Origin of the sequence: Vreelandella aquamarina, from assembly GCF_900110265.1 — a bacterium.
GTDB classification, from domain to species: Bacteria; Pseudomonadota; Gammaproteobacteria; order Pseudomonadales; family Halomonadaceae; genus Vreelandella; species Vreelandella aquamarina.
The window spans coordinates 15,614-36,839 of sequence record NZ_FODB01000041.1; the positions used below are offsets into that span (position 1 = coordinate 15,614).

18 protein-coding genes and 2 pseudogenes are annotated in these 21,226 nt (G+C 55.6%); 12 read left to right on the forward strand and 8 right to left on the reverse strand.

Annotated elements, in window-relative coordinates; all coding sequences use genetic code 11:
* Window positions 1–314 precede the first annotated feature (314 nt).
* Window positions 315–1,607 (forward strand): NAD(P)/FAD-dependent oxidoreductase, encoded by a 1,293-nt coding sequence (locus BMY49_RS11860; RefSeq protein ID WP_089675662.1) that lies wholly within the window; start codon window positions 315–317, stop codon window positions 1,605–1,607.
* 198 nt (window positions 1,608–1,805) lie between these two features.
* Here BMY49_RS11860 and BMY49_RS11865 read toward each other — a convergent pair whose 3' ends face one another.
* Window positions 1,806–3,194 (reverse strand): glutamine synthetase family protein, encoded by a 1,389-nt coding sequence (locus tag BMY49_RS11865; RefSeq protein WP_089675663.1) that lies wholly within the window; start codon window positions 3,192–3,194, stop codon window positions 1,806–1,808.
* A 266-nt stretch (window positions 3,195–3,460) separates the two neighbouring features.
* Here BMY49_RS11865 and BMY49_RS11870 point away from each other — a divergent pair, with 266 nt between their 5' ends.
* From BMY49_RS11870 to BMY49_RS11890, 5 genes are all read left to right on the forward strand, one after another.
* Window positions 3,461–4,267 (forward strand): gamma-glutamyl-gamma-aminobutyrate hydrolase family protein, encoded by an 807-nt coding sequence (locus BMY49_RS11870; RefSeq protein WP_089675664.1) that lies wholly within the window; start codon window positions 3,461–3,463, stop codon window positions 4,265–4,267.
* Between the two features lie 35 nt (window positions 4,268–4,302).
* Window positions 4,303–5,679, forward strand: a complete 1,377-nt coding sequence (locus tag BMY49_RS11875; RefSeq protein ID WP_089675665.1) for an aspartate aminotransferase family protein — start codon at window positions 4,303–4,305, stop codon at window positions 5,677–5,679.
* On the forward strand, window positions 5,679–7,178 hold the full coding sequence (locus BMY49_RS11880) for an aldehyde dehydrogenase (protein ID WP_089675666.1): 1,500 nt from the start codon (window positions 5,679–5,681) through the stop codon (window positions 7,176–7,178). Before BMY49_RS11875 ends, BMY49_RS11880 begins: the two co-directional genes overlap by 1 nt.
* A 245-nt stretch (window positions 7,179–7,423) precedes the next feature.
* Window positions 7,424–8,878, forward strand: coding sequence for a Na+/H+ antiporter NhaC (gene nhaC, locus BMY49_RS11885; RefSeq protein ID WP_089675667.1), 1,455 nt, complete (start codon window positions 7,424–7,426; stop codon window positions 8,876–8,878).
* A gap of 163 nt (window positions 8,879–9,041) precedes the next feature.
* Window positions 9,042–9,593 carry a cupin domain-containing protein gene (locus tag BMY49_RS11890; protein WP_089675668.1) on the forward strand — a complete coding sequence of 184 codons (552 nt, stop codon included), beginning with the start codon at window positions 9,042–9,044 and terminating at the stop codon, window positions 9,591–9,593.
* Between the two features lie 119 nt (window positions 9,594–9,712).
* On the opposite strand, the gene BMY49_RS11895 is transcribed toward BMY49_RS11890, so the two are convergent.
* Window positions 9,713–10,378 carry a transglycosylase SLT domain-containing protein gene (locus BMY49_RS11895; protein WP_208596195.1) on the reverse strand — a complete coding sequence of 222 codons (666 nt, stop codon included), beginning with the start codon at window positions 10,376–10,378 and terminating at the stop codon, window positions 9,713–9,715.
* An 89-nt stretch (window positions 10,379–10,467) separates the two neighbouring features.
* The gene (locus BMY49_RS11900; RefSeq protein ID WP_089675669.1) at window positions 10,468–11,886 is read right to left on the reverse strand and encodes an aminotransferase-like domain-containing protein; all 1,419 of its coding nucleotides are present in this window, start codon (window positions 11,884–11,886) and stop codon (window positions 10,468–10,470) included.
* Window positions 11,887–12,026: 140 nt separating this feature from the next.
* Here BMY49_RS11900 and BMY49_RS11905 point away from each other — a divergent pair, with 140 nt between their 5' ends.
* On the forward strand, window positions 12,027–13,478 hold the full coding sequence (locus BMY49_RS11905; RefSeq protein WP_089675670.1) for an NAD-dependent succinate-semialdehyde dehydrogenase: 1,452 nt from the start codon (window positions 12,027–12,029) through the stop codon (window positions 13,476–13,478).
* Window positions 13,479–13,489: 11 nt separating this feature from the next.
* Entirely contained in the window at window positions 13,490–14,761 is a 1,272-nt protein-coding gene (gabT, locus tag BMY49_RS11910) for a 4-aminobutyrate--2-oxoglutarate transaminase (RefSeq protein WP_089675671.1), read from the forward strand.
* A gap of 16 nt (window positions 14,762–14,777) precedes the next feature.
* On the opposite strand, the gene BMY49_RS11915 is transcribed toward gabT, so the two are convergent.
* Window positions 14,778–15,077 (reverse strand): deoxyribodipyrimidine photo-lyase, encoded by a 300-nt coding sequence (locus BMY49_RS11915; RefSeq protein WP_044630195.1) that lies wholly within the window; start codon window positions 15,075–15,077, stop codon window positions 14,778–14,780.
* Window positions 15,078–15,188: 111 nt separating this feature from the next.
* Between BMY49_RS11915 and BMY49_RS11920 the strand changes: the two genes are divergently transcribed.
* From BMY49_RS11920 to BMY49_RS11930, 3 genes and pseudogenes are all read left to right on the forward strand, one after another.
* The gene (locus tag BMY49_RS11920; protein WP_044630196.1) at window positions 15,189–15,491 is read left to right on the forward strand and encodes an antibiotic biosynthesis monooxygenase family protein; all 303 of its coding nucleotides are present in this window, start codon (window positions 15,189–15,191) and stop codon (window positions 15,489–15,491) included.
* Between the two features lie 158 nt (window positions 15,492–15,649).
* Window positions 15,650–17,022, forward strand: a pseudogene (locus BMY49_RS11925) (aminotransferase class III-fold pyridoxal phosphate-dependent enzyme).
* Between the two features lie 30 nt (window positions 17,023–17,052).
* Window positions 17,053–17,921: pseudogene (locus tag BMY49_RS11930) on the forward strand (aldehyde dehydrogenase family protein).
* 311 nt (window positions 17,922–18,232) lie between these two features.
* Here the strand turns inward: BMY49_RS11930 and BMY49_RS11935 are convergent.
* The 4 genes from BMY49_RS11935 to BMY49_RS11950 form a co-directional block, all read right to left on the reverse strand.
* Window positions 18,233–18,841, reverse strand: coding sequence for a DNA-3-methyladenine glycosylase I (locus tag BMY49_RS11935; RefSeq protein ID WP_089675672.1), 609 nt, complete (start codon window positions 18,839–18,841; stop codon window positions 18,233–18,235).
* Complete coding sequence (gene pcsA / locus BMY49_RS11940; protein ID WP_276325989.1) at window positions 18,842–19,582, reverse strand: phosphatidylcholine synthase; 741 nt, start codon at window positions 19,580–19,582, stop codon at window positions 18,842–18,844. It abuts the gene before it with no gap.
* Between the two features lie 199 nt (window positions 19,583–19,781).
* Window positions 19,782–20,258 (reverse strand): YbaK/EbsC family protein, encoded by a 477-nt coding sequence (locus BMY49_RS11945; protein ID WP_062375667.1) that lies wholly within the window; start codon window positions 20,256–20,258, stop codon window positions 19,782–19,784.
* A gap of 56 nt (window positions 20,259–20,314) precedes the next feature.
* Complete coding sequence (locus BMY49_RS11950; RefSeq protein WP_244154961.1) at window positions 20,315–20,872, reverse strand: substrate-binding domain-containing protein; 558 nt, start codon at window positions 20,870–20,872, stop codon at window positions 20,315–20,317.
* Between the two features lie 132 nt (window positions 20,873–21,004).
* On the opposite strand from BMY49_RS11950, the gene BMY49_RS11955 reads away from it, so the two are divergent.
* Window positions 21,005–21,226, forward strand: a 222-nt coding sequence (locus tag BMY49_RS11955) for a helix-turn-helix domain-containing protein (protein WP_167359373.1), incomplete at its 3' end; no start/stop codon positions are given.

The following is a 21,226-nucleotide window of genomic DNA, read 5'->3' on the forward strand; positions in this document are numbered from 1 at the left end:
GTTACGCCGCTGCCATTACCAACGCTAGTAATCAGTGTGAGCTGCGCCTCAATCGTACTCGGTAATATGATGACGTAGCCGGTTGGCACAAAAACGTGCCTTCTATTCGTGCGCTGAATAAAAGTGTGTGATGTTTATTTCCAGTGGAATGGTCATGTGTTGCATATTCGAGTGTTGCTTTTTTAATAACATTTATTTTGTGCGAAAAGGTGTTGTTCGCCTCTGCAACCCCATTGATTACTGTTGCTTGCGCATTTGTACGTCGGTCTATATGATCAGATTGGTTAAAATAATCAACAAAAGGAAGGTGGCAAATGCAACCTCAAGCGTCTTCTGGTCATGTGGCGTCTTACTACGCGGCATCGTCAAACTCCACGTCTCAAAGGCCCATGTTGGAGGGGGATGTTGAGTGTGATGTCTGCGTCGTCGGGGCTGGGTTTACGGGTATCTCTGCAGCACTGCATTTGGCGGAGCGTGGCCACCGTGTGGTGGTGCTGGAAAGCGTGGCGATTGGCTTTGGTGCGTCCGGACGCAACGGTGGGCAGATCGTTAATAGCTATAGCCGTGATATGGATGTTATCGAGAAACAAAACGGTGCTGAAACCGCACGGGCACTGGGGGCTATGGCCTTTGAGGGTAATCAGATTATCCGTCAGCGCATTGAAAAGTATCAGATCAACTGCGACCTAAAAGAAGGCAATCTGTTTGCCGCTTGCAATAAAAAGCAGTGGGAAGGCCTAAAAGAGCAAAAAGCCTTATGGGAGCGCTACGGCCATCAGGAGCTTGAGCTGCTGGAAGGTCAAGAGGTCAAGCGAGAAATAGGCAGCGATCGTTATGTGGGAGCATTGGTAGATCACTCTGGTGGGCATCTTCACCCTCTCAATTTAGTGCTGGGGCAGGCGGCGGCTTTGGAGTCGTTGGGTGGCAAGATTTTTGAGCACTCCCCCGTTATCCGCGTGGAGCACGGTGAACCGGTGGCGCTGCATACGCCCAAGGGACGCGTGACCGCTCAGCGGGTTGTTATGGCTGGCAATGCTTATTTGCAAGGGTTGCTACCCAAGCTGGAAAGCAAAGCAATGCCATGTGGCACCCAGATCATTACTACTGAGCCGCTGTCTGCTGCGTTAGCAGCGCAGCTACTGCCTAACGATAAAGCGGTAGAGGATTGTAATTATCTATTAGATTACTATCGCTTGACCGCTGATAACCGTTTGCTGTATGGCGGCGGGGTGAACTATGGTGGGCAAGAGTCAAGCAGTATTGAGGCAGCTATTCGGCCGAAAATGCTGTCTACCTTTCCAGACCTTGGTGATATCCGCGTCGATTACGCCTGGAGCGGAAACTTTTTGCTGACACTCAACCGCCTGCCGCAGTTCGGCCGCATTAATAGCAACGTTTACTACGCCCAGGGGTATTCTGGCCACGGGGTGACGTGTTCTCATTTGGCTGGCAAGTTAGTGGCAGAAACGATCAGTGGTGAAGAAGCACGTTTTGAAGCTTTTGCGCAGATTTCCCATCTGCCAATGCCCGGCGGACGGTTGTTACGTGTTCCGCTTTCCGCGATGGGAGCGTGGTTTTACGCCATGCGTGACCGGTTGGCTGTTTAGCGCTGATTAGTTTGATGATTGCTTGGAAGTGGGCTGGCGAATATGTTCGTCAGCCCGTTTTTATTTGCCACAGATATTCACTGATAACACGGAATAAAAATCTAATAGAATGATGGGGGCGCAGCATAAGACAGGCAGAAGTAATAAGAGAGAGACGTCGCGCAGCGCCTCTCTCTATTCTATTGATGGTTTATCAACTTACACGTGTCGCAAGTACCAGTCATATTCCATGGCGCTAACTTCGCGCATGGTTTCGGCGCGCTCTGCTTGGCGGTTGGCAATGAACACTTCAATAAAGTCTTCGCCAAGTTGTTCGCCAAGTACACGGTTGTTGCTCAAAAGGTGCAGCGCTTGGGTCCAGCTGTTAGTCAACTGAGGTGCGATTTGGTCATAGGCGTTGCCGACGATTGGCTCCGCAGGTGCAATCTGCTGAGTTAGGCCATGGTGGATAGAGGCCAGAACGGTGGCCAGTAACAGGTAGGGATTAACATCGGCACCCGCTACACGGTGCTCTATGCGCCGCGCTTCTTTTGGCCCGGCGGGGATGCGTATGGCCACAGAGCGGTTGTCGTATCCCCAGGTAGGTGCCATGGGCACATAGAGTCCTTCCTGAAAACGGCGGAACGAATTGAGGTTGGGAGCCAGCAGTGCCATGGAGTCTGGCATCAGTTCCAGCAGTCCTCCTACAGCGTGTTGCAGTGCGGTACTCTCCAGCGGGTTGTCGCCGTTTTCTGCAAAGATATTATGTCCGTTGTTATCTACCAAGCTGACATGAACATGGGTGCCGCTACCGGCTTCTAAACCATAAGGCTTGGCCATAAAGGTAGCTTCAAAGCCGTGCTTTAATGCAACGCCCTTGATCAGTCGCTTGAGCAGTACTGAATGGTCGCAGGCGCTTAGCGCATCATCTGTGTGAATCAGGTTGGCTTCAAACTGGCCGGGTGCACACTCTTTTAATACCGTATCCAGCGGCAAGCCTTGTGCCTGGGCGGCGCTCTGTAAGTCATTGATAAATTCAGCGTACTCGTCTAATTCCAACACCGAATACAGCTGGCTTTGAGTGGCACGCTCGCCGCTGCAAGGAGATTGCGGTGGCTGAATCAAATTTTCTTCGTCGCGTAAACGGTCAACCAGATAAAACTCTAACTCAAGGGCGACGACGGGAGTTAAGCCGCGGCCGGAGAGCTGCTCAAGAATGCGCCGTAGAATCTGGCGTGGATCGGCAAAAAATGGTGAGCCGTCCATCTCCTCCATGGTCATCAATAGCTGGCCATACTGGCTGTTATTCATCCAGGTGACTGGATTGAGCGTGCCGGGAATGGCGCGACATACGCGGTCGCCGTCGCCGCTGGAAAGCCCTAGGCCAGTCTCTTCAACGGTGTTGCCATTGATGTCCAACGCAAATACCGAAGCAGGCAAATAGATGCCTTTTTCAAACACTTTGCCAAGGTTATCGCTAGGGATGCGTTTACCGCGAATGACGCCGTTAAGATCACTGATTAACAGGTCAATGCTGGTGATCTCTGGGTGACTGTCGAGAAAGTCCGAGGCTACGTTTTGAGCGTCTGTGTTATTGGCAGAGGACATACGTTGTACCTTATTTTTATGCCGTTTTAGTTGTGTTTCTGCTAACAGTATCCTTGCGTCGGTAGCCGCTTGTGTCAAATATTTAGTAACAAAAATAGTGGTATTATTTTTTAGGGTCAACTAGTTATTTTTTTAATCTCTTTTTTATCAGTAATTTACGGTGTTTTTCTATAAAAATTCTATTTTGCTATTGGAAAATAAAACAAGCCACGCTATGTTGAAATGACTGTTAAATAAAACATAACAACCGACAAAGTGGTTTGACTATGCAAGCAACGCATTCCCCACGCCCATTGGTGGGCGTCATCGCCTGCTGCCGAGAAGTGGAAGGCCATCCCGCGCAGATTGTGACTGATAAGTTCCTGCAGGCGCTTTACCACTACGGCATCACGCCGGTGATTCTTCCTGTGTTAGCCGCCGATATGTTGATGCCGGAGCAGCGTGCTGAACAGGCCATCGCTCTGTTGGGCAGCCTGGATGGCTTGATGCTAACTGGCAGTTATACCAACGTTGCTCCTGACCGCTATGGTGCTGAACGCGCCCCAGAGAATACTCGTGCTGACGCACGGCGCGACGAAGTGGCGCTTTGCTGGGTGCACGAGGCGTTACGGCAGGCGTTGCCCTTATTTGGCATTTGCCGCGGCTTTCAGGAAATGAATGTCGCTCTTGGGGGCACGCTTCATCAGGCAGTTCAAACGCTACCCGGCATGCTCGATCATCGCGAGCCACCCGCTGACGATATGGCGGGCCATTATGCACCCTCTCATACGGTAAAGATTCGCCCGGATGGTGCCCTGGCGGCGCTATATAGCAGCGAGCATGCTGAGGTGAATTCACTTCACCAGCAGGGGATTGATCAGTTAGCACCAGCGCTGGATGCAGAAGCCTGGGCGCCTGATGGATTGGTTGAAGCGATTTCCGTGCGCGACGCTGCTGCGTTTGCCCTGGCTGTTCAGTGGCATCCGGAGTGGCGCCCTAAAGAACATCCCTTCTATGACGCTCTGTTTCAGGGGTTTGCGGCGGCCTGCCGTCAGCATCGTACTCAGCGCGCTGCCCAGCTTGCTGTTAGCTGAACGCTTGTTGTAACGATTTGAACAGGAACTGACTTATGCAGACTCAGGATTACCAGGCGTTGGATCGCCAGCATCACCTTCATCCATTCACTGACTTTAAATCACTTGGCGAAGAGGGTAGTCGCATCATCACCCACGCCGAAGGGGTATACATATACGACAGCCAGGGCAATCGTATTCTTGATGGTATGGCAGGTCTTTGGTGCGTCAATCTTGGTTACGGGCGTCAGGAGTTGGTTGATGCCGCCACCGAGCAAATGCAGCAGCTGCCGTATTACAACAACTTCTTTAAAACCACCCACCCTCCGGCAGTGAAGCTGGCCGCTAAGCTGAGTGAGCTGGCACCCGAGCATATCAATCATGTGTTCTTCACAAGTTCCGGATCTGAAGCCAACGATACCGTGCTGCGTATGGTGCGACGCTATTGGGCGATTAAAGGCAAGCCGGAAAAGCAATGGGTTATCTCGCGTGAAAATGGCTATCACGGCTCTACTGTTGCGGGCATGAGCCTTGGCGGTATGGCGCCGATGCATGATCAAGGTGGCCCATGTGTGCCGGGGATTACCCATATTGGCCAGCCTTACTGGTTTGGTGAAGGGCGCGACATGAGCCAGGAAGCCTTTGGCAAGCATTGTGCCCAAGCGTTGGAGGAGCAAATTCTGGCGTTGGGTGAAGATAAAGTGGCGGCTTTTATCGCTGAGCCGGTGCAGGGCGCAGGTGGTGCGATTATTCCACCGGACAGCTATTGGCCTGCGGTGAAAGAGGTGTTGGCCAAGTACGACATTCTGTTGATTGCCGATGAAGTCATTTGCGGCTTTGGGCGTTTAGGCGAGTGGTTTGGCAGTACTCACTATGGGTTAAAACCTGACCTGATGCCGATTGCCAAGGGCCTGTCGTCAGGCTATCTACCCATTGGCGCGGTGCTAGTGGGAGATCGCATGGCCGATACGCTGATCGAAGACGGCGGTGAGTTCTTCCACGGCTTTACTTACTCCGGCCACCCTGTGTGTGCGGCTGTTGCGCTTAAAAACCTCGAATTGCTGGAAAGTGAGCGGGTGGTCGAGAAAGTCCGCGATGAATTGGGGCCCTATCTGGCCAAGCGTTGGCAGGAACTAGCTGAGCATCCGCTGGTGGGCGAAGCCCGTTCGTTAGGCTTGATTGGTGCACTAGAAATAGTCGCCGATAAGCACACCGGTGAACGTTTCGATAAGTCTCTTTCCGCAGGCAATCTGTGCCGTGACTTGTGCTTTGAAAGCGGCCTGGTGATGCGCTCAGTGGGCGACACCATGGTGATGTCTCCGCCGCTAATTATCACCCGCGATGAAATCGATGAATTAGTCAGCAAGGCGCGTTTGGCTTTGGATAAAACCGCTGAAAAGTTGGCGATAACACACCCTATGGAGAGTGCATAATGGCGGCAGATACACCGAAAACCCTCGCCGACTGGCAATCAAAAGCCGCATCACTGAGCTTTGAAACGCGCGCTTTCATTAATGGTGAGTTTGTCGCTGCCGCCGATGGCAGCACGCTGACCAGCATCAACCCTGCCACCGGGCATGTTCTTGCAGAGGTTGCCAGCTGCAATGTTCAAGATGCTGAACTTGCGACGCAAGCAGCCCGCGCCACCTTTGAAAGTGGTGTCTGGTCACGTTGCCACCCAAGTAAGCGTAAGCGTGTGCTACTGCGTCTAGCCGAGCTGGTAGATACACATCGCGATGAACTGGCGCTGTTAGACACATTGGACATGGGCAAGCCGATTTCCAGTTCGCTAGGTGACTTGACAGGTACAGTGGCTTGCCTGCGCTATCAGGCGGAATGTATCGACAAGCTGTACGGCGAAGTGGCACCTACTGGAGATCGTGCGCTAGGACTGGTGCTACGCGAGCCAATGGGCGTTATCGCTGCCATTGTGCCGTGGAATTTTCCACTGATGATGACGTCCTGGAAGATTGCTCCGGCACTGGCTGCGGGCAACAGCGTCATTCTCAAACCGTCGGAAAAATCACCTTTATCAGCGCTGCGCTTGGCACACCTTGCCAAGGAAGCGGGAATTCCCGATGGCGTCTTTCAGGTGCTGCCAGGTTACGGCCATACGGTGGGCAAAGCTCTGGCACTTTCCATGCAGGTTGATGGCCTGGCGTTTACCGGCTCCACCGGCGTGGGCAAACAGCTGATGCAGTACGCGGGACAATCCAACCTGAAACGCGTGTTTCTGGAGTGCGGTGGCAAAAGCCCCAACATTGTTTTTGCCGACTGCCAGCACCTTGATGCCGTCGCCCAAAGCGCTGCGGAAGCTATTTTCCACAACCAAGGCGAAGTCTGTATTGCCGGTTCGCGCCTGCTGGTGGAAAACAGTATTCGCCAGGATTTTGTGGCCCGCGTAGTGAAAGCTGCTGAGCATATGCAGCCTGGAGACCCGCTTGATCCAGGTAGCTTCATGGGTGCCATGGTTGATGAAGCGCAGTACCAACGAGTACTGGAGTATATTCGTCAAGGCGAAAGCGAAGGTGCCACCCTGAAACTAGGCGGCGAACCTAGCGATTCCAATGGATATTTCCTGCCGCCTACGGTCTTCGATGATGTGACTCCCGAGATGCGCATTGGCCGCGAAGAAATATTTGGTCCTGTGCTAAGTGTGTTTGGGTTCGACAGTGAAGAGCAAGCGATTGCGCTGGCCAATGACAGTGATTACGGCCTTGCTGCGGGAGTTTGGAGTCAAGACATTGACCGCATCATGCGGGTCTCTCGGCGGCTGCAATCTGGTCAGGTATACGTGAACAACTGGGCCGGTATCGATCAGACCGTTCCCTTCGGTGGTGTTAAGCAGTCGGGCAATGGACGCGATAAATCGCTTCACGCGCAGGAGAAATACTGTGAAGTGAAGACGGTATGGATGTCGCTTAGCCCTTAAACACCGCGGTACGCGACGATCGAACCGCAATTAAAAGCATCACCACGTATTAATTTGAATTATCCACAGCGCTAGGCGCTGCCGTACAAGCGGTGGCGTCTGGTAACGGCTCCCCTGTGCCTGAATACCGTATCAGAAACGTCATAACAATCTTTGTGATGGTCTCAGCAGACCTGAACAACGGTTTCTAACGCGGTTACATCACTATTAACACCAACAACAAGCAAATGCTGAGTGAGGACATTATGTCGACCGACACCACTGCTAGGGAAGATCAGGAAACACCGCGGCCAAGTTTGAAAGCGACCATGATACCCATTGTATTTATGGCGGCGTCATTGGGCGTATTTATTGGCTACTTCGAAACGGATCCGCACTTGCCGCTATTTTTAAGTGCGATTGTGGCGACCGCTGTGGCCATTGCGACGGGAAGCCGCTGGAAAAAGCTTGAAGCGGGCATCATGCGCTCTATTGGCCTGACGACTCAGGCGATTGTAATTCTGATCATTATCGGCACCATTATTGGCTACTGGATTGCTGGTGGGATTGTGCCCACGATGATCTATTACGGCTTAAGCATTCTGGCGCCAGATTACTTTCTGGTCGCGGCGTGCTTAATCTGCTGTTTAGTATCGTTGGCTGGCGGGAATGCCTGGACAGCAGCGGGTACTATTGGTATCGCTTTAATGGGCGTCGGTGAAGGGCTAGGCCTTAACCCCGCAATGGTCGCAGGAGCCGTGATCTCTGGCGTTTATTTTGGCGACAAAATTTCTCCGCTTTCCGAAACCACCAACATGGCACCAGGTGTGGTTGGCGTTGATCTGTTTGAACACATTCGCTATATGCTTTACACCACAGTGCCTGCGCTTGCGGTGGCACTGGTGCTTTATACCATTATTGGCCTCAACATGACGCCTTCCGGTGATGGTGCGACACAAGTAGCTGAGTTGCAGCAGAGTCTCAATGAACTGTTTATTATCAGCCCCTGGCTGCTGTTAGTGCCTGCTGCAGTTATCGTGATGATGGTCAAGAAAGTACCCGCCATTCCTGCACTTTCCGTTGGCTCGTTGTTGGGGATTGTATGTGCGACTGTGGTTCAGGGGGTCCCTCTGGGCGATAACTTTACTATTTTTGTAGAAGGCTATGCGGTAGATACTGGCAACGTTACGGTGGACGATCTACTGACGAACGGCGGTGTTAGCGCCATGATGTGGACAGTTTCCTTAATCATTATTGCGATGAGCTTTGGCGGGATTCTTGAGTCGGCCGGGTTCTTTCGCACGATCGTAGAAAGCCTTCTCAAACTGGCTAAGACCACTGGTAGCCTAATTGCTACCACGGTGGCGACAGCGATGACCGCTAATGTCGTGGGGTGCGATCAGTATTTGAGTATTATTCTGCCTGCCCGTATGTATGCTAGCGAGTACAAGCGGCGCGCACTCAAACTGAAAAACTTATCACGCACGGTAGAAGATGCAGGAACCATGACCTCGCCATTAGTGCCATGGAATACATGCGGTGCCTTTATGTTTGCCACCCTTGGGGTCAGTGCCTTTAGCTATGCACCCTATGCCTTTCTGGCACTGCTCAGCCCGATGTTTGCTCTTCTTTACGGTTTTACCGGTTTCCGTATTGCCTATGAAGACGAACCGCAAACGGTAGATGGCGACACCGATTTAGCAGGTGCTCGTAGCGCCTGAGCGCAACATTATGACTGAGGCGAATTAATACAACTATTTTTCAAAGCGCTACATTAATCGAGAGATTGCCCCACAGCCGTGGGGTTTTTTTTGCGTTATTATGTCCCCGTCAATAGACCGTCAACGTAACTTAATTCAGTTATTGATAGGGAGTGAAAAAAGCATGTCGGATGACGTGGGTGCGAGCTTGCGCTCTTTGCGCAAGCAGCGGGGGATTTCGCAGCGTGAACTGGCAAAGTTGTGTGGGGTTACCCATTCGAGTCTTTCGCTAATAGAGCAAGGAAAAGTTAGCCCGTCAGTCAGCTCTCTGAAGAAAATCCTAAACGCATTCTCTATGAGCGTCGGTGATTTTTTTACGATGGACCTTGATAGTCAGGAGCAGATTTTCTATTCAGCGGATGACTTGGTTGATATCGCATCCGGTGATATTTCTTTCAAGCTTGTCGGGGCAAATCGGCCCAATCGTGCGCTGGCGTTTATGGTTGAGCGTTATTTGCCGGGTGCCGACACTGGGCAAGCCATGATTACTCACTATGGTGAAGAGGCTGGCTTTGTCGTAGAAGGCGAGATTGAAATTATTGTTGGGAGCACTGCCAAGCGCTTAGGGCCAGGGGAGTCTTACTATTTTAAGACAAGCGTTCCGCATCGTTTCCGAAATATTGGCGATGCCCCTTGTAAAATAATCAGCTGTGCTACGCCTGGTAAGGCGTTCTGACATTACTGGCACGGCTACCGTTATTGTTCGGCCATGCCAGATACGCCAGAAAGTATTGATATTAAAACATACCATTCACTCACACCAATGCCGTGTCATACGTTAGCGCCATAGAAAACTTAACTACGACAAAACGGCCATACCTGATAAAAGCGGCGACATTGAAACTCTGCTTCACAGCTGTTGAGTTGGGCTTGATAGCGGTTAGCTCGTGCCGACACTTGGCTGCCCGCCCGCAGTACGTGAGGTTTATTACGGTAGGTGCCCCGTTGGTAGCCGCCAGCGCCCTCATGATAAGCGTAATAGAGGTGTTCGGGGTTATTCAGTGAAATGCCGGTTTGGGCGCGGGTGCGAGTGTTGTACCAGCCAATAAAATCAGTGGCGTGCTTCATATGGGTACGCCGTGCAAAGGTGCTGCCTGCCTGCTCCCGGTATTCGCCCCAAACGGGATCTTGCGCTTGGGCATAGCCTCTGGCGGAAGACGGCCGAGGGCCAGGAATGAAGCCTAGGTAGCGCTTTCGGTCTGGGCGTACGTGGCTTCGAAACGATGACTCCTGTTGGATAAACGACATCTGCGTTGCAATCGGTGTGCCCCACTTCTCTTGGGAGTCTCGGGCGTAGTCGTACCAACTAGGCTGCTCGCGGAATATCTCACAGATATTGCTTTGATCCTGCGGCGGGTTAGGCGCAAAGGTGGCGCAGCCGGAAACAAGCAGTACGGCGCACAGCGCTAGCGTTAGACGAAGCGTCGTGAGGGGTACCGAATTATCAACAGGGTGACGCATGGCAAAATCCTTGTGAATACGTTCTTGTGACTTCATTTTTATAAATAGAGATAAAGTGTAAGGCTCAACTGTTCCTAAGCCTACCTTGTTTAGCGCAGTAGTGACTCTAAGCAGCGGCGTAGCCGCTGGACTTCACGCGCTAATGTCTCTCCCGACAGCATGCCCACGCCTACGACTAACCCCGTCCGAGGGTCCGTTTCAGCGCACACCGGGCTGAGCGGACGAACAATCAAATGCTCTTTGAGCAACGCTTGGGCAAGCGCCACATCATTAACCCCGGACACAAACTCAACGCACAAGCTGATCGCGCTAGTCGGGGGCGATACGCTCCGCACCTTGGGCAGGGAGCAAAGCTGGTCGTGCAGCACCTGCTGGCGACCTAAATAGTCGCGCTGGATGCGGCGACACCAAGCATCTAAGTCGCCATCAGAAATAAACTGTGCCAGCACGGCCTGATCCAACATGCGCCCTTCGCGAAACAGCTCGCTGCGCAGGCGGTTCATCGGGCCTGCCAAGTGGCGTGGCACCACCAAATAGCCAAGCCGCAGGCCGGGAAACATCATTTTGGAGAATGAGCCTACCAATAAATGGCGTTCCGAGTGTGGATCAAACAGCAGGTTAGTGTGATCGTCACGGGTGAATTCGTAATCGTCTTCAACGATGTAGGTGGGCGATAACGCATCGCAAAACTGCTGCTTATGAACGGCACTCGTGGGCACGCTGAGCGGGTAGTGATGAGAGCCGGTCAAGTACGCGAGGGCAATGTTACCGGTCGTTTGCGGTAGAGCATGCCCGCTATCAGGAAACCAAGGCACCATCTCAATCGTTAAGCCCGCGGCGGTAAACACATTGCGTGCCCCCCAATAGCAGGGCGATTCCATTGCCACTGTATCGCCTACATCGCCCAATGCCATGGCGCATAGCTCAATGCCGTTATGGGTACCATCGGTAATGATGATCTGCTCAATATCACAATGAATGTTGCGCCAGCGCGCCAGAAACTCATGGATTGCGCGCTTAAGCGGCCCATAACCGCCGGTGGAATACGACAGCAACAACGCATTTTGCGGCACGGTGACACTGGCATAGAGCTGGCGCCACTTGCGCATTGGAAACTGGGCGATATCCGGTATGCCAGGCACAAAAGCACCGCTTTGCACCGTGCTTGCCCCTGGCCATCGCAATACTTTTTGAGCGCGTTTTGAAAGCTGAACGCTGGTTGATGTGGGCGCGACAGACGCCTCTTTCTTACAGCTCCAAGTGCCCTTGCCATGAAACGTCGTCAGTAAACCTTCTTCAATCAGCGATCCAATGGCACGAGACAGTGTGTGTCGAGCAACGCCCAACGTGACTGCCAGCTGCCGGTGTGACGGCAGGCGAGTTTGGTTCGGCCACGCCTGGGTGACCGCCTGCCTCAAGGCTTGCTCTAAACGCACCTGTTTACTCAAACGCTCAGGTTGCTGCGCATAGCGTTTTACAAGCTGCTGTAACACGTCCTGGCAATCCATTCGTATCCTCTTACCGTCACGATGCTCCCCGTTTCGCTAGTAAAACAGAAAAGTGGTCTGGTTGAACGGAAAAGTGGTGCATTCGCCTGCCAACACATTACTGCTAGCGTGCAGATCATATTGTCAACCAGGAGAAAGTCATGAGCTTTATCGAAAAGTGGTTACACGATGCCGTACCCACCCTGGTGGGTGACGAGTGGCGCAAGGGCCAGCAGACCTATGCCGTCGATAACCCCGCCACCGGCGAAACCATCGCCCACGTAGCGGATTTAAGCGCCGACGACACCCGCGACGCCGTGGCCGCCGCTTACGAAGCCGGTGCCGCGTGGCGCGCCACCCCGGTGAAACAGCGCTCAGCGCTACTGCGCCGCTGGTTTGAGCTGATCAATGAGCACGCCGATGACCTGGCCCGCCTGATGACCCTGGAGCAGGGCAAGCCCCTGGCAGAAGCCAAAGGCGAAGTGACCTACGGCGCGTCGTTCATTGAGTTCTTCGCTGAAGAAGCCAAGCGCATGGCCGGGGAAACCCTGCCCAGCCACGGCGCGGACAAGCGCCTGCTGGTACTGCGCGAGCCGGTAGGCGTGGTAGCCGCGATTACCCCGTGGAACTTCCCACTGGCGATGATTACCCGCAAGTGCGCTCCGGCCCTGGCCGCTGGCTGCACCGTGGTGATCAAACCCGCCGAAGCCACGCCGCTGACCGCCCTGGCCGCTGCCTATTTAGCGCTGGAAGCGGGCCTGCCCGCAGGCACGATCAACGTGGTCACTGCCTCTAAACCCGCCGCCGTGGGCGAGGTGCTGACCACCGACTCTCGGGTGCGCAAGGTGTCGTTTACCGGCTCCACGCCTGTTGGTAAACACCTGCTCGCCCAGTGCGCCAGCACGGTGAAGAAAACCGCCATGGAGCTGGGCGGCAACGCGCCGTTTATCGTGTTTGATGACGCCGATGTGGACGCTGCTGTAGAAGGGGCGATTGCCTCAAAATTCCGCAACGCCGGGCAAACCTGCGTATGCACCAACCGCTTCCTGGTGCAGGACGGTGTTTACGATGCCTTCGTCGTGAAGCTCACCGAGCGTGTGAACGCACTGAAGGTAGGCGACGGCCTGGCCGAAGGCAGCATCATCGGCCCGCTCATCAACCAGGCCGCCGTGGATAAAGTGCAGCGCCACGTCTATGACGCGGTGAACAAAGGTGCGCGCCTGCTGTGCGGCGGCCAGCCCCACGCGGCGGGTGATCGCTTCTTTACTCCCACGGTGCTGGCGGATGTGACCACTCAAATGGCCGTCGCCGACGAAGAGACCTTCGGCCCGGTCGCGCCGGTGTTCCGCTTCCAACGCGATGAAGAAGCCATCGCCATGGCCAACGACACCCCGTTTGGCCTGGCCGCATACTTCTACGCCACGGACTATCGACGCATCTGGCGCACCATGGAACAGCTAGAGTACGGCATGGTCGGCGTCAACGAAGGCTTGATCTCTACCGAGCTGGCGCCGTTTGGCGGCGTGAAGGAGTCCGGGTTGGGCCGTGAAGGTTCCCACCACGGGTTGGATGAATTTACCGAACTGAAATACGTCTGCGTAGGCGGCCTGTAAAGAGAACGATGATGACTAACCAAGAATTGAATGAACTGAAAAACCGCTTCGTGGCCAACGGTGCCGCCACGCCCACTACCCAGTTTGCCGAGCGCGCCGAAAACGCTGAGCTGTGGGACGCCGACGGCAAACGATGGATCGACTTCGCGGGCGGCATTGGTGTGCTTAACTTGGGCCACCGCCACCCGAAAATCGTCGCGGCGGTCGAAGCGCAGCTCAAGAAAGTCATGCACACCAGCGCGGCGGTGATCTCCTACGCGCCCTACGTGCAGCTGTGCCAAAAGCTCTGCGAACTCACCCCGGTGCGCGGCCCCGAGCGTAAAGCGATGCTGGTGAACACCGGTGCCGAAGCGCTGGAAAACGCCGTGAAGATCGCCCGCGCCGCCACTGGCCGCACCGGCATCATCACGTTCGACGGTGCCTTCCACGGCCGCACCATGATGACCCTGGCGATGACCGGCAAGGTGCTGCCCTACAAGAACGACTTCGGCCCGATGCCGGGCGATGTGTTCCGCGCACCGTTCCCTAATCCGCTGCACGGCATCAGCGAAGAGGCTTCGCTGAACGCCATTCGCACGCTGTTCAAAACCGATATCGCCCCGCACCGCACGGCGGCCATCGTGATCGAGCCGGTACAGGGCGAAGGCGGCTTTTACATCGCCTCCCCGGGCTACCTGAAAGCCCTGCGCGCCCTGTGCGACGAGCACGGCATTCTGCTGATCGCCGACGAAGTGCAGTCCGGCTTCGCCCGTACCGGCAAGCTGTTTGCGTTGGAACATAGCGGCATCGAAGCGGACATTCTCACCACCGCCAAGAGCCTCGCCAACGGCATGCCGCTTTCTGCGGTGGTCGGCACCGCCAAGGTCATGGACGCCTCCGGCCCCAACTCGCTGGGCGGCACCTACAGCGGCAACCCGCTCTCCTGCGCGGCGGCCCTGGCGGTGATCGACGCCATCGAAGAAGAGAACATCCTCGCCCGCAGCGAGCAGATGGGCAACATGCTGGCTGAACGCTTCGCCGTCTGGGAAGAGCGCTTCCCCGCCGTCGCCTACGGCCGCCAGCTCGGCGCTATGGCCGCGTTTGAGCTGCTCAACGGTGAAGGCAAGCCCGACCCACAACTCACCGGCGTGCTCTGCGCCAAAGCCCGGGAGAAAGGCCTGATCCTGCTCTCCTGCGGTTTCTACGGCAACAGCATCCGCATTCTGGTGCCGCTGACGGTGTCGTCTGCGGTACTGGAGGAAGGGTTGAGCATTATCGAGGAATCGTTGGAAGCGCTTCGCTAGTAGCGTTTAGGCAGTACTAAGCCCGTCCATTGTCAGGTAGCGTAAGCTGTTGGCGATGGGCGGGCTTTTTGTGGGTAACTGCAAGGTTGGTGGAGCGCTTACGGCCCAGGGTGTCGAGCGCCTGGGCCAGGTCAACTAGCGAATCGGCGGCAAACTGCCAGTGGCGTAGGGCGCTGTCGGGTGCTTGCCACTGCCCAGGCTCGATGGCAAATAGCGGCAGCACCGGGCCCGCCGCTGCGGCGTTGGCCAGCGGTGCGTGATCGTGAATACGTAAATCGCGTTTGAACCAAACGACCTGAAGGGGTGCCTGAGCCATTAGCCGTAACGCCTGTTCGTCACTTATCTATTCGTGATGCAGTGATGACGTTACCATCAAGCGATTGTTTGCGTAACTAACTGAGTCACACTCGCTCACAGGAGAACCACTATGTATATCGCCATGAACCGTTTTCGGATTGCCCCAGGCCGCGAAGAGGATTTTCTAGAGGTATGGCGCAACCGCGATTCCCACTTGGACGAAGTGCCGGGCTTCAAGCAGTTCCAAATGCTGCAGGGCGAAAGCCAGGAAGACCACACCGTGTTTATCTCCCACAGCGTGTGGGAATCCGAAGAGGCCTTCCGCGCCTGGACGAAGTCGGAGGCCTTCCGCAAAGCCCACGCCAACGCCAAAGCGCCGGAAGGCATCTACCTTGGCCCGCCTAAGTTCGAGGGGTTTGAGGTGGTGTTGTAAGTCACTTATGAGCACCGCACCGCACCGTTGCCGTTGCGGTAGCAGACGTTGGTTCACGTTAATAATGTTTAACGTGAACTCAAGAAATACTGGATTTTATAAACGTGGTGGCTGGCCCATGCTGAACCCAAGCCTTCTAGCGATGGAGCTTGGCCACTATGTTTGGATTAAAAAGCGGATTAAAAGACCGCACAACTTCCCACACGCACCCAGCCGATGAGCAGAGCACCGCCCTCAACCAGCATTTCTGGATGCCGTTCAGCGCGAACCGCGATTTCCGCGCCAACCCGCGCATGATTGCGGGGGCGGAAGGGCGTTATTACATCGATGACCAAGGGCGCAAGCTGTTCGATTCGCTCTCTGGCCTGTGGACCTGTGGGGCAGGCCATAACCGTGAAGAGATTCAAAAAGCAGTAGCGGCGCAGCTAGGTACGCTGGATTTTGCCCCTGGCTTTCAGATAGGCCATCCGCTGGCGTTCAAATTAGCGGAAAAGGTCGCCAGCTTAACGCCTGCTGGGCTGGATCATGTGTTTTTCACCAATTCCGGCTCAGAAGCCGCCGATACCTCGGTCAAGATGGCCAAGGCGTATTGGCGGTTGAAGGGCAAGCCGGAAAAAACCCGCATGATTGGCCGCGCCAAGGGCTACCACGGGGTGAATATCGGCGGCACCAGCCTGGGGGGCATTGGCGGTAACCGCAAGCACTACGGCCAGTTGATGGACGTGACGCACCTGCCCATACGCTGCAAGCGGGCCATGCCTATACTCGTGGCCAAGCGGAAACCGGCGCAGAGCTGGCCGATGCGCTGCTGGATCAAATTGCCTTGCACGATGCGTCGACCATTGCCGCCGTGATCGTGGAGCCCATGTCGGGTTCGGCGGGGGTGATCGTGCCGCCCAAGGGCTACTTGAATCGGCTGCGGGAGATCTGCACCGCCCACGATATTCTGCTGATTTTTGATGAAGTCATTACCGCCTTTGGCCGCAGTGGGGCGACCACCGGGGCCGAAGCGTTTGGCGTCACGCCGGATATCATGAACGTGGCTAAACAGATCACCAATGGGGCGGTGCCCATGGGGGCCGTGATTGCCTCCCCGGAGATTTTCGACACCTTCATGCATGCCGGTGGCCCGCAGCATGCCATCGAGTTTTCCCATGGTTACACCTACAGTGCCCACCCCGTGGCCTGCGCGGCGGGGCTGGCGGCGCTGGAGATGATGGAGCGTGAAAACTTCCCCGCTCAGGTGAGCGCCATCGCTCCCGTGTTCGAGCAGAAGCTGCACGCCCTGAAAGGCCGTCACCATATCGTCGATATTCGCAACTACGGTTTGGCCGGTGCCCTGCAGTTAGCGCCGCGCAACGGCGATCCCACCATTCGTCCCCGCGATGCGCATATGGCGCTGTGGGAAGCGGGCTTCTACGTGCGCTACGGCGGCGACACCTTGCAGTTCGGCCCTCCTTTCGGCACCACGGAAGCCGAACTGGAGCGTTTGTTCGATGCCGTCGCGACCACCCTGGATTCACTGGCGTAACCCTGGCCCACCCTTTTTTGGAGTTTCATGATGAGTGTTGTTTCCCACCTGATAAACGGTGAGCTGGTGGAAAGCCAGCGCACGCTGGACGTCACCAATCCTTCTACGGGCAAGGTCATTCGCCACGTGGCGGATGCCAGCGCGGCGGATGTGGAGCGTGCGATTGCCGCGGCTCAAGCCGCTTTTCCTGCCTGGCGCGATACGCCGCCCGCCAAGCGCGCCCAGGTGATGTACCGCTTTAAGCAGCTGCTGGAAGAGCACGCGGACCGCCTGGTGCAACTGGTCAGCGAAGAGCATGGCAAAACGGTCGAAGACGCCATGGGCGAGCTGAAACGTGGCATCGAGAACGTCGAGTACTCCTGCGGCGTGCCGGAGCTGCTGAAAGGCGAGTATTCCCACAACGTGGGGCCGGGAATCGATGCCTGGTCCAACTTCCAGCCGTTGGGCGTGGTGGCGGGCATTACGCCGTTTAACTTCCCCGCCATGGTGCCGCTGTGGATGTACCCCATGGCGATTGCCTGCGGTAATACCTTTATCAGGAAGAGATCTTCGGGCCGGTGCTCTGCGTGGTGCGGGTCGGCAGCCTGGGCGATGCCATGCAGCTGATCAACGACCACGAATACGGCAACGGCACCTGCCTGTTCACCCGCGATGGCGAAGCCGCCCGCCGCTTCACCGACGGTATCGAAGTGGGCATGGTGGGGGTCAACGTACCGCTGCCCGTGCCGGTGGCCTACCACAGCTTTGGCGGCTGGAAGCGCTCGCTGTTTGGCGACCTCCACGCCTACGGCCCAGACTCGGTGCGCTTCTACACGCGCCGCAAAGCGGTTTCCCAACGCTGGCCCTCCGTCAGCGAAGCCACCCGGGCGGAGTTCTCGTTTCCCACCAACCAGCGTTGACGCGATGCGCTAACTACGCCATCTTCTCTGCACCACCGCCTGCATCCCCGTGGGGCGGTGGTGCAGTTTTTGGTGCGTATTGTGAGCGGACGGTTGCAAAGGGATACCAGCGTGGCGAGAACACAGGACGAAATACGGCAAACCAACGTCAAGAAAATCCTTCAAGCGGCGGAGCAGCTGTTTGCGGGACCAAACACCTAACGCCTGCGATGGAAAAAGCGGTGCGCACGGTGGGCGAGTTAGCGAGTGAGATGCTCAGCGAGGTACGCGAGTCCTCACTGGCGATGAAGTAAGAGCAACGAGGTGTTCATTCAAGAAGGCCGCTGAAACGCTGCGCGCGCTTGTTCAACGCGTTCGCGAGTAATGCAATTTAACGAGTGATCATTGATCAGCCCCATGGCCTGCATAAACGCAAACGCGGTTGTCGGGCCAAAAAACTTCCATCCGCGCTTTTTAAGATCTTTTGCTAGCGCGATAGATTCTGGGGATGTGGTTTGGGTTTGTGGGGCAGGCAGAGAAGCGCTATCCGGTTCATAGCGCCAGAAAAACGCCGCTAGCGAGCCTTCCTGAACCACCATTTCCTGCGCACAGCGCGCGTTATTGATGGTAGCTTCGATCTTACCGCGGTGGCGAATAATGCCCGCATCTTGCAGTAAGCGCTGCACGTCCTCTTCGTCAAAACCGGCGACTTTATGGAAATCGAAGTGGTGGAAAGCCGCGCGGAAATTCTCACGCTTGTTCAAAATCGTTCGCCAGCTCAAGCCTGATTGAAAACTCTCCAAGCAGAGCTTTTCAAACAGCCGCTGGTCATCGGCAACGGGAAAGCCCCACTCGTGGTCGTGATAGGGCAGAAACTCCGCCGCTCCGCCACACCACTGGCAGCGCGGGTGGCCATCGGGGGCGATAAAGTTGGAGGCCATTTAACGTACCATCTGCCCGCCGAACCACTCCTGGGCCGTGCGCCAAAGGCACATGCCGGCGAAGTAAGCAGAGGTCAAGCCTAAGCCCCACCGTGCCCAGACGGTGTGATCAGGGTGTGAAAGAATTAACGAGGTGGCACACACGCACCACAGCAGCGTGACGGCGATATTGAGCGGCATGAACAAACGCACACGAAAGGGGTGCAGAAACTTCATTTTGGTCACCGTCAGCATCGCTAAGACCAGTATGGCGGTAAACGTGATGAAGGGCGGTAAATCAAGAATGTAAAAATAGGCCGCGGCAATGTTCCAAGCGGCGGGGAAGCCAACGAAATAGTTATCCTGGCTTTTCATATCGACGTTACAAAAACAGAACATCGACGACAGTAAAATGATAAAAACGGAGATCAGCCCTAAATAGGGTGGCAATTCAATGAAGTAGTAAATGAACAGGGCGGGGATAAAGGCCCAGGTGAGGTAATCAATCACCATATCCAGCGTGGAACCATCGAAGTGGGGGAGTACGGACTTCACCTCATATTTACGCGCCAGCGTGCCATCGATACCGTCGATCATCATCGCCGCCCCCAGCCAGAGCAGGCAGGCCACCGGGTTGTTATCAACCAGCGCTAGCAGCGCCATCGTGCCAAGCAGCACGCCGCTGGCGGTGAAGACATGGACACTCCAAGCTTTGTAAATCGGTGCTCGGGATTCAGTTTGAGTAGAGAGTGATTGGACCACGGTAACCCCAATGGGAACGCGTCGTCCCCTTGCTGTTAGATTGATTAATAAACGTTCAAAAGACGATACACTACTATAAGAAAGCCGTCAGGAAATACGCGGCGTATCCGCTGAGTGCCTCTTCACTCCATTGCCACGGTGAGTTAATGCACCCACTAGGGAGATAGCGCCTGACCCATGTTCGCCCTGCCGCCCTGCCTTAGTGGGTGCTTTCCGGCAACTTACACACATCCACCCACTGAGCACCGGCCAGCTCGGCCAAATGATTGGGACTTAAACGCACCGCGCTGTTCGGTGAGCCCGCAGCGGGTAGTACTTCATCGAACGCGTGTAGGGATTCGTCGCAATAGACGGGGAGATCCGTCGTCAGCCCAAACGGGCATACTCCGCCCACCGGATGGCTGGTCAGTTCCATCACGGTGTCAGCATCGAGCATTTTGGCTTTGCCACCGAAGGTATCGCGAATTTTGCGGTTATCGATCCGTGCATCGCCACTGGCCACAATCAGCAGCGGTTTCTCACCCACTTTAAACGCCAATGTTTTAGCAATCTGCCCAGGGGCGACACCGTGAGCCTCGGCGGCGAGCTGTACGGTGGCGGTGCTGGTGTCTAGCTCTTCAATGGCCAGCTCTGGCGCGTGCTCGGCAAAAAATTGGCGAACGGTCTCGATGCTCATGGTGTGCTCCTTGGATAAGTGGAATCGCTAATCTAACTTGCCAGCGCGTGGTTAGCCTACGTCCCACTGATAAACCCCAAAAACGCATCCACCACGCGGTTGGGGCGGCGGTCATGGCGGGTAATCAGTACAAACGGGATGCGGTAGTGCTGAGTAGCGGTGTGAAGCGCGCGCATCTTGCCAGCTGCCACCCATTGCTCGGCGACATGTTCGGGTAGAAAGCCGATGAATCGGCCGGAGAGGATCAGGAACGCCGCGCCCTCCCGGTCGGAAGCGGAGGCTTGCAGGTTGAGCGCTTCGTGGGCCTGACGTGCGCTCTCTGGAAGCGGGTAGCGGGGTCGAATGGCCGGGTATCGAGCAAGCTGGGCGGCGCTCTCGGCGTCGTCGGGTACGCTGAACAGCGGGTGGCCAGCGGAGCAGTATAGGTAAGAGGGCTCCTCGTAGAGCAAGCGTGTTTCCAGGCTGGTGGGCAGGTTCACGGCGGGCACGACGCCTACGTGTAGATGACCATCCATCACGCCGCGAATCACCGCGTCCGATGGCTCCATATGAATATGGACCGTTACCTCGTGATGAGGGGCGGTGAGTGCTGCCAACGCATGGGTCACATCCATGGCGAGTAGCGTGACGAGGTTATCAGTTAGCGCGGAAAACCTCGTACTTTTAGTGCGAGGATGGATAGCGCGGCGTCCGCCAGGACGCCTTGTGTTTTGCATCCTTACAATATTTCGTCTAAAGTGTCAAGCATGAAAGCCGAGCGCGCCTACCAATACCGCTTCTATCCCACGCCTGAGCAAGCAGCCTTGCTGGCGCGGACGTTTGGGTGCGTGCGGTTTGTCTGGAACGCGGTGCTGCGCTATCGCACCGACGCGTTTTATCAGCGTCAGGAAAAGATCGGCTATAACGATGCCAGCGCGTTCCTAACACAGTTAAAGAAGCAGCCGGACACCGCCTTTCTAGCCGAGGTT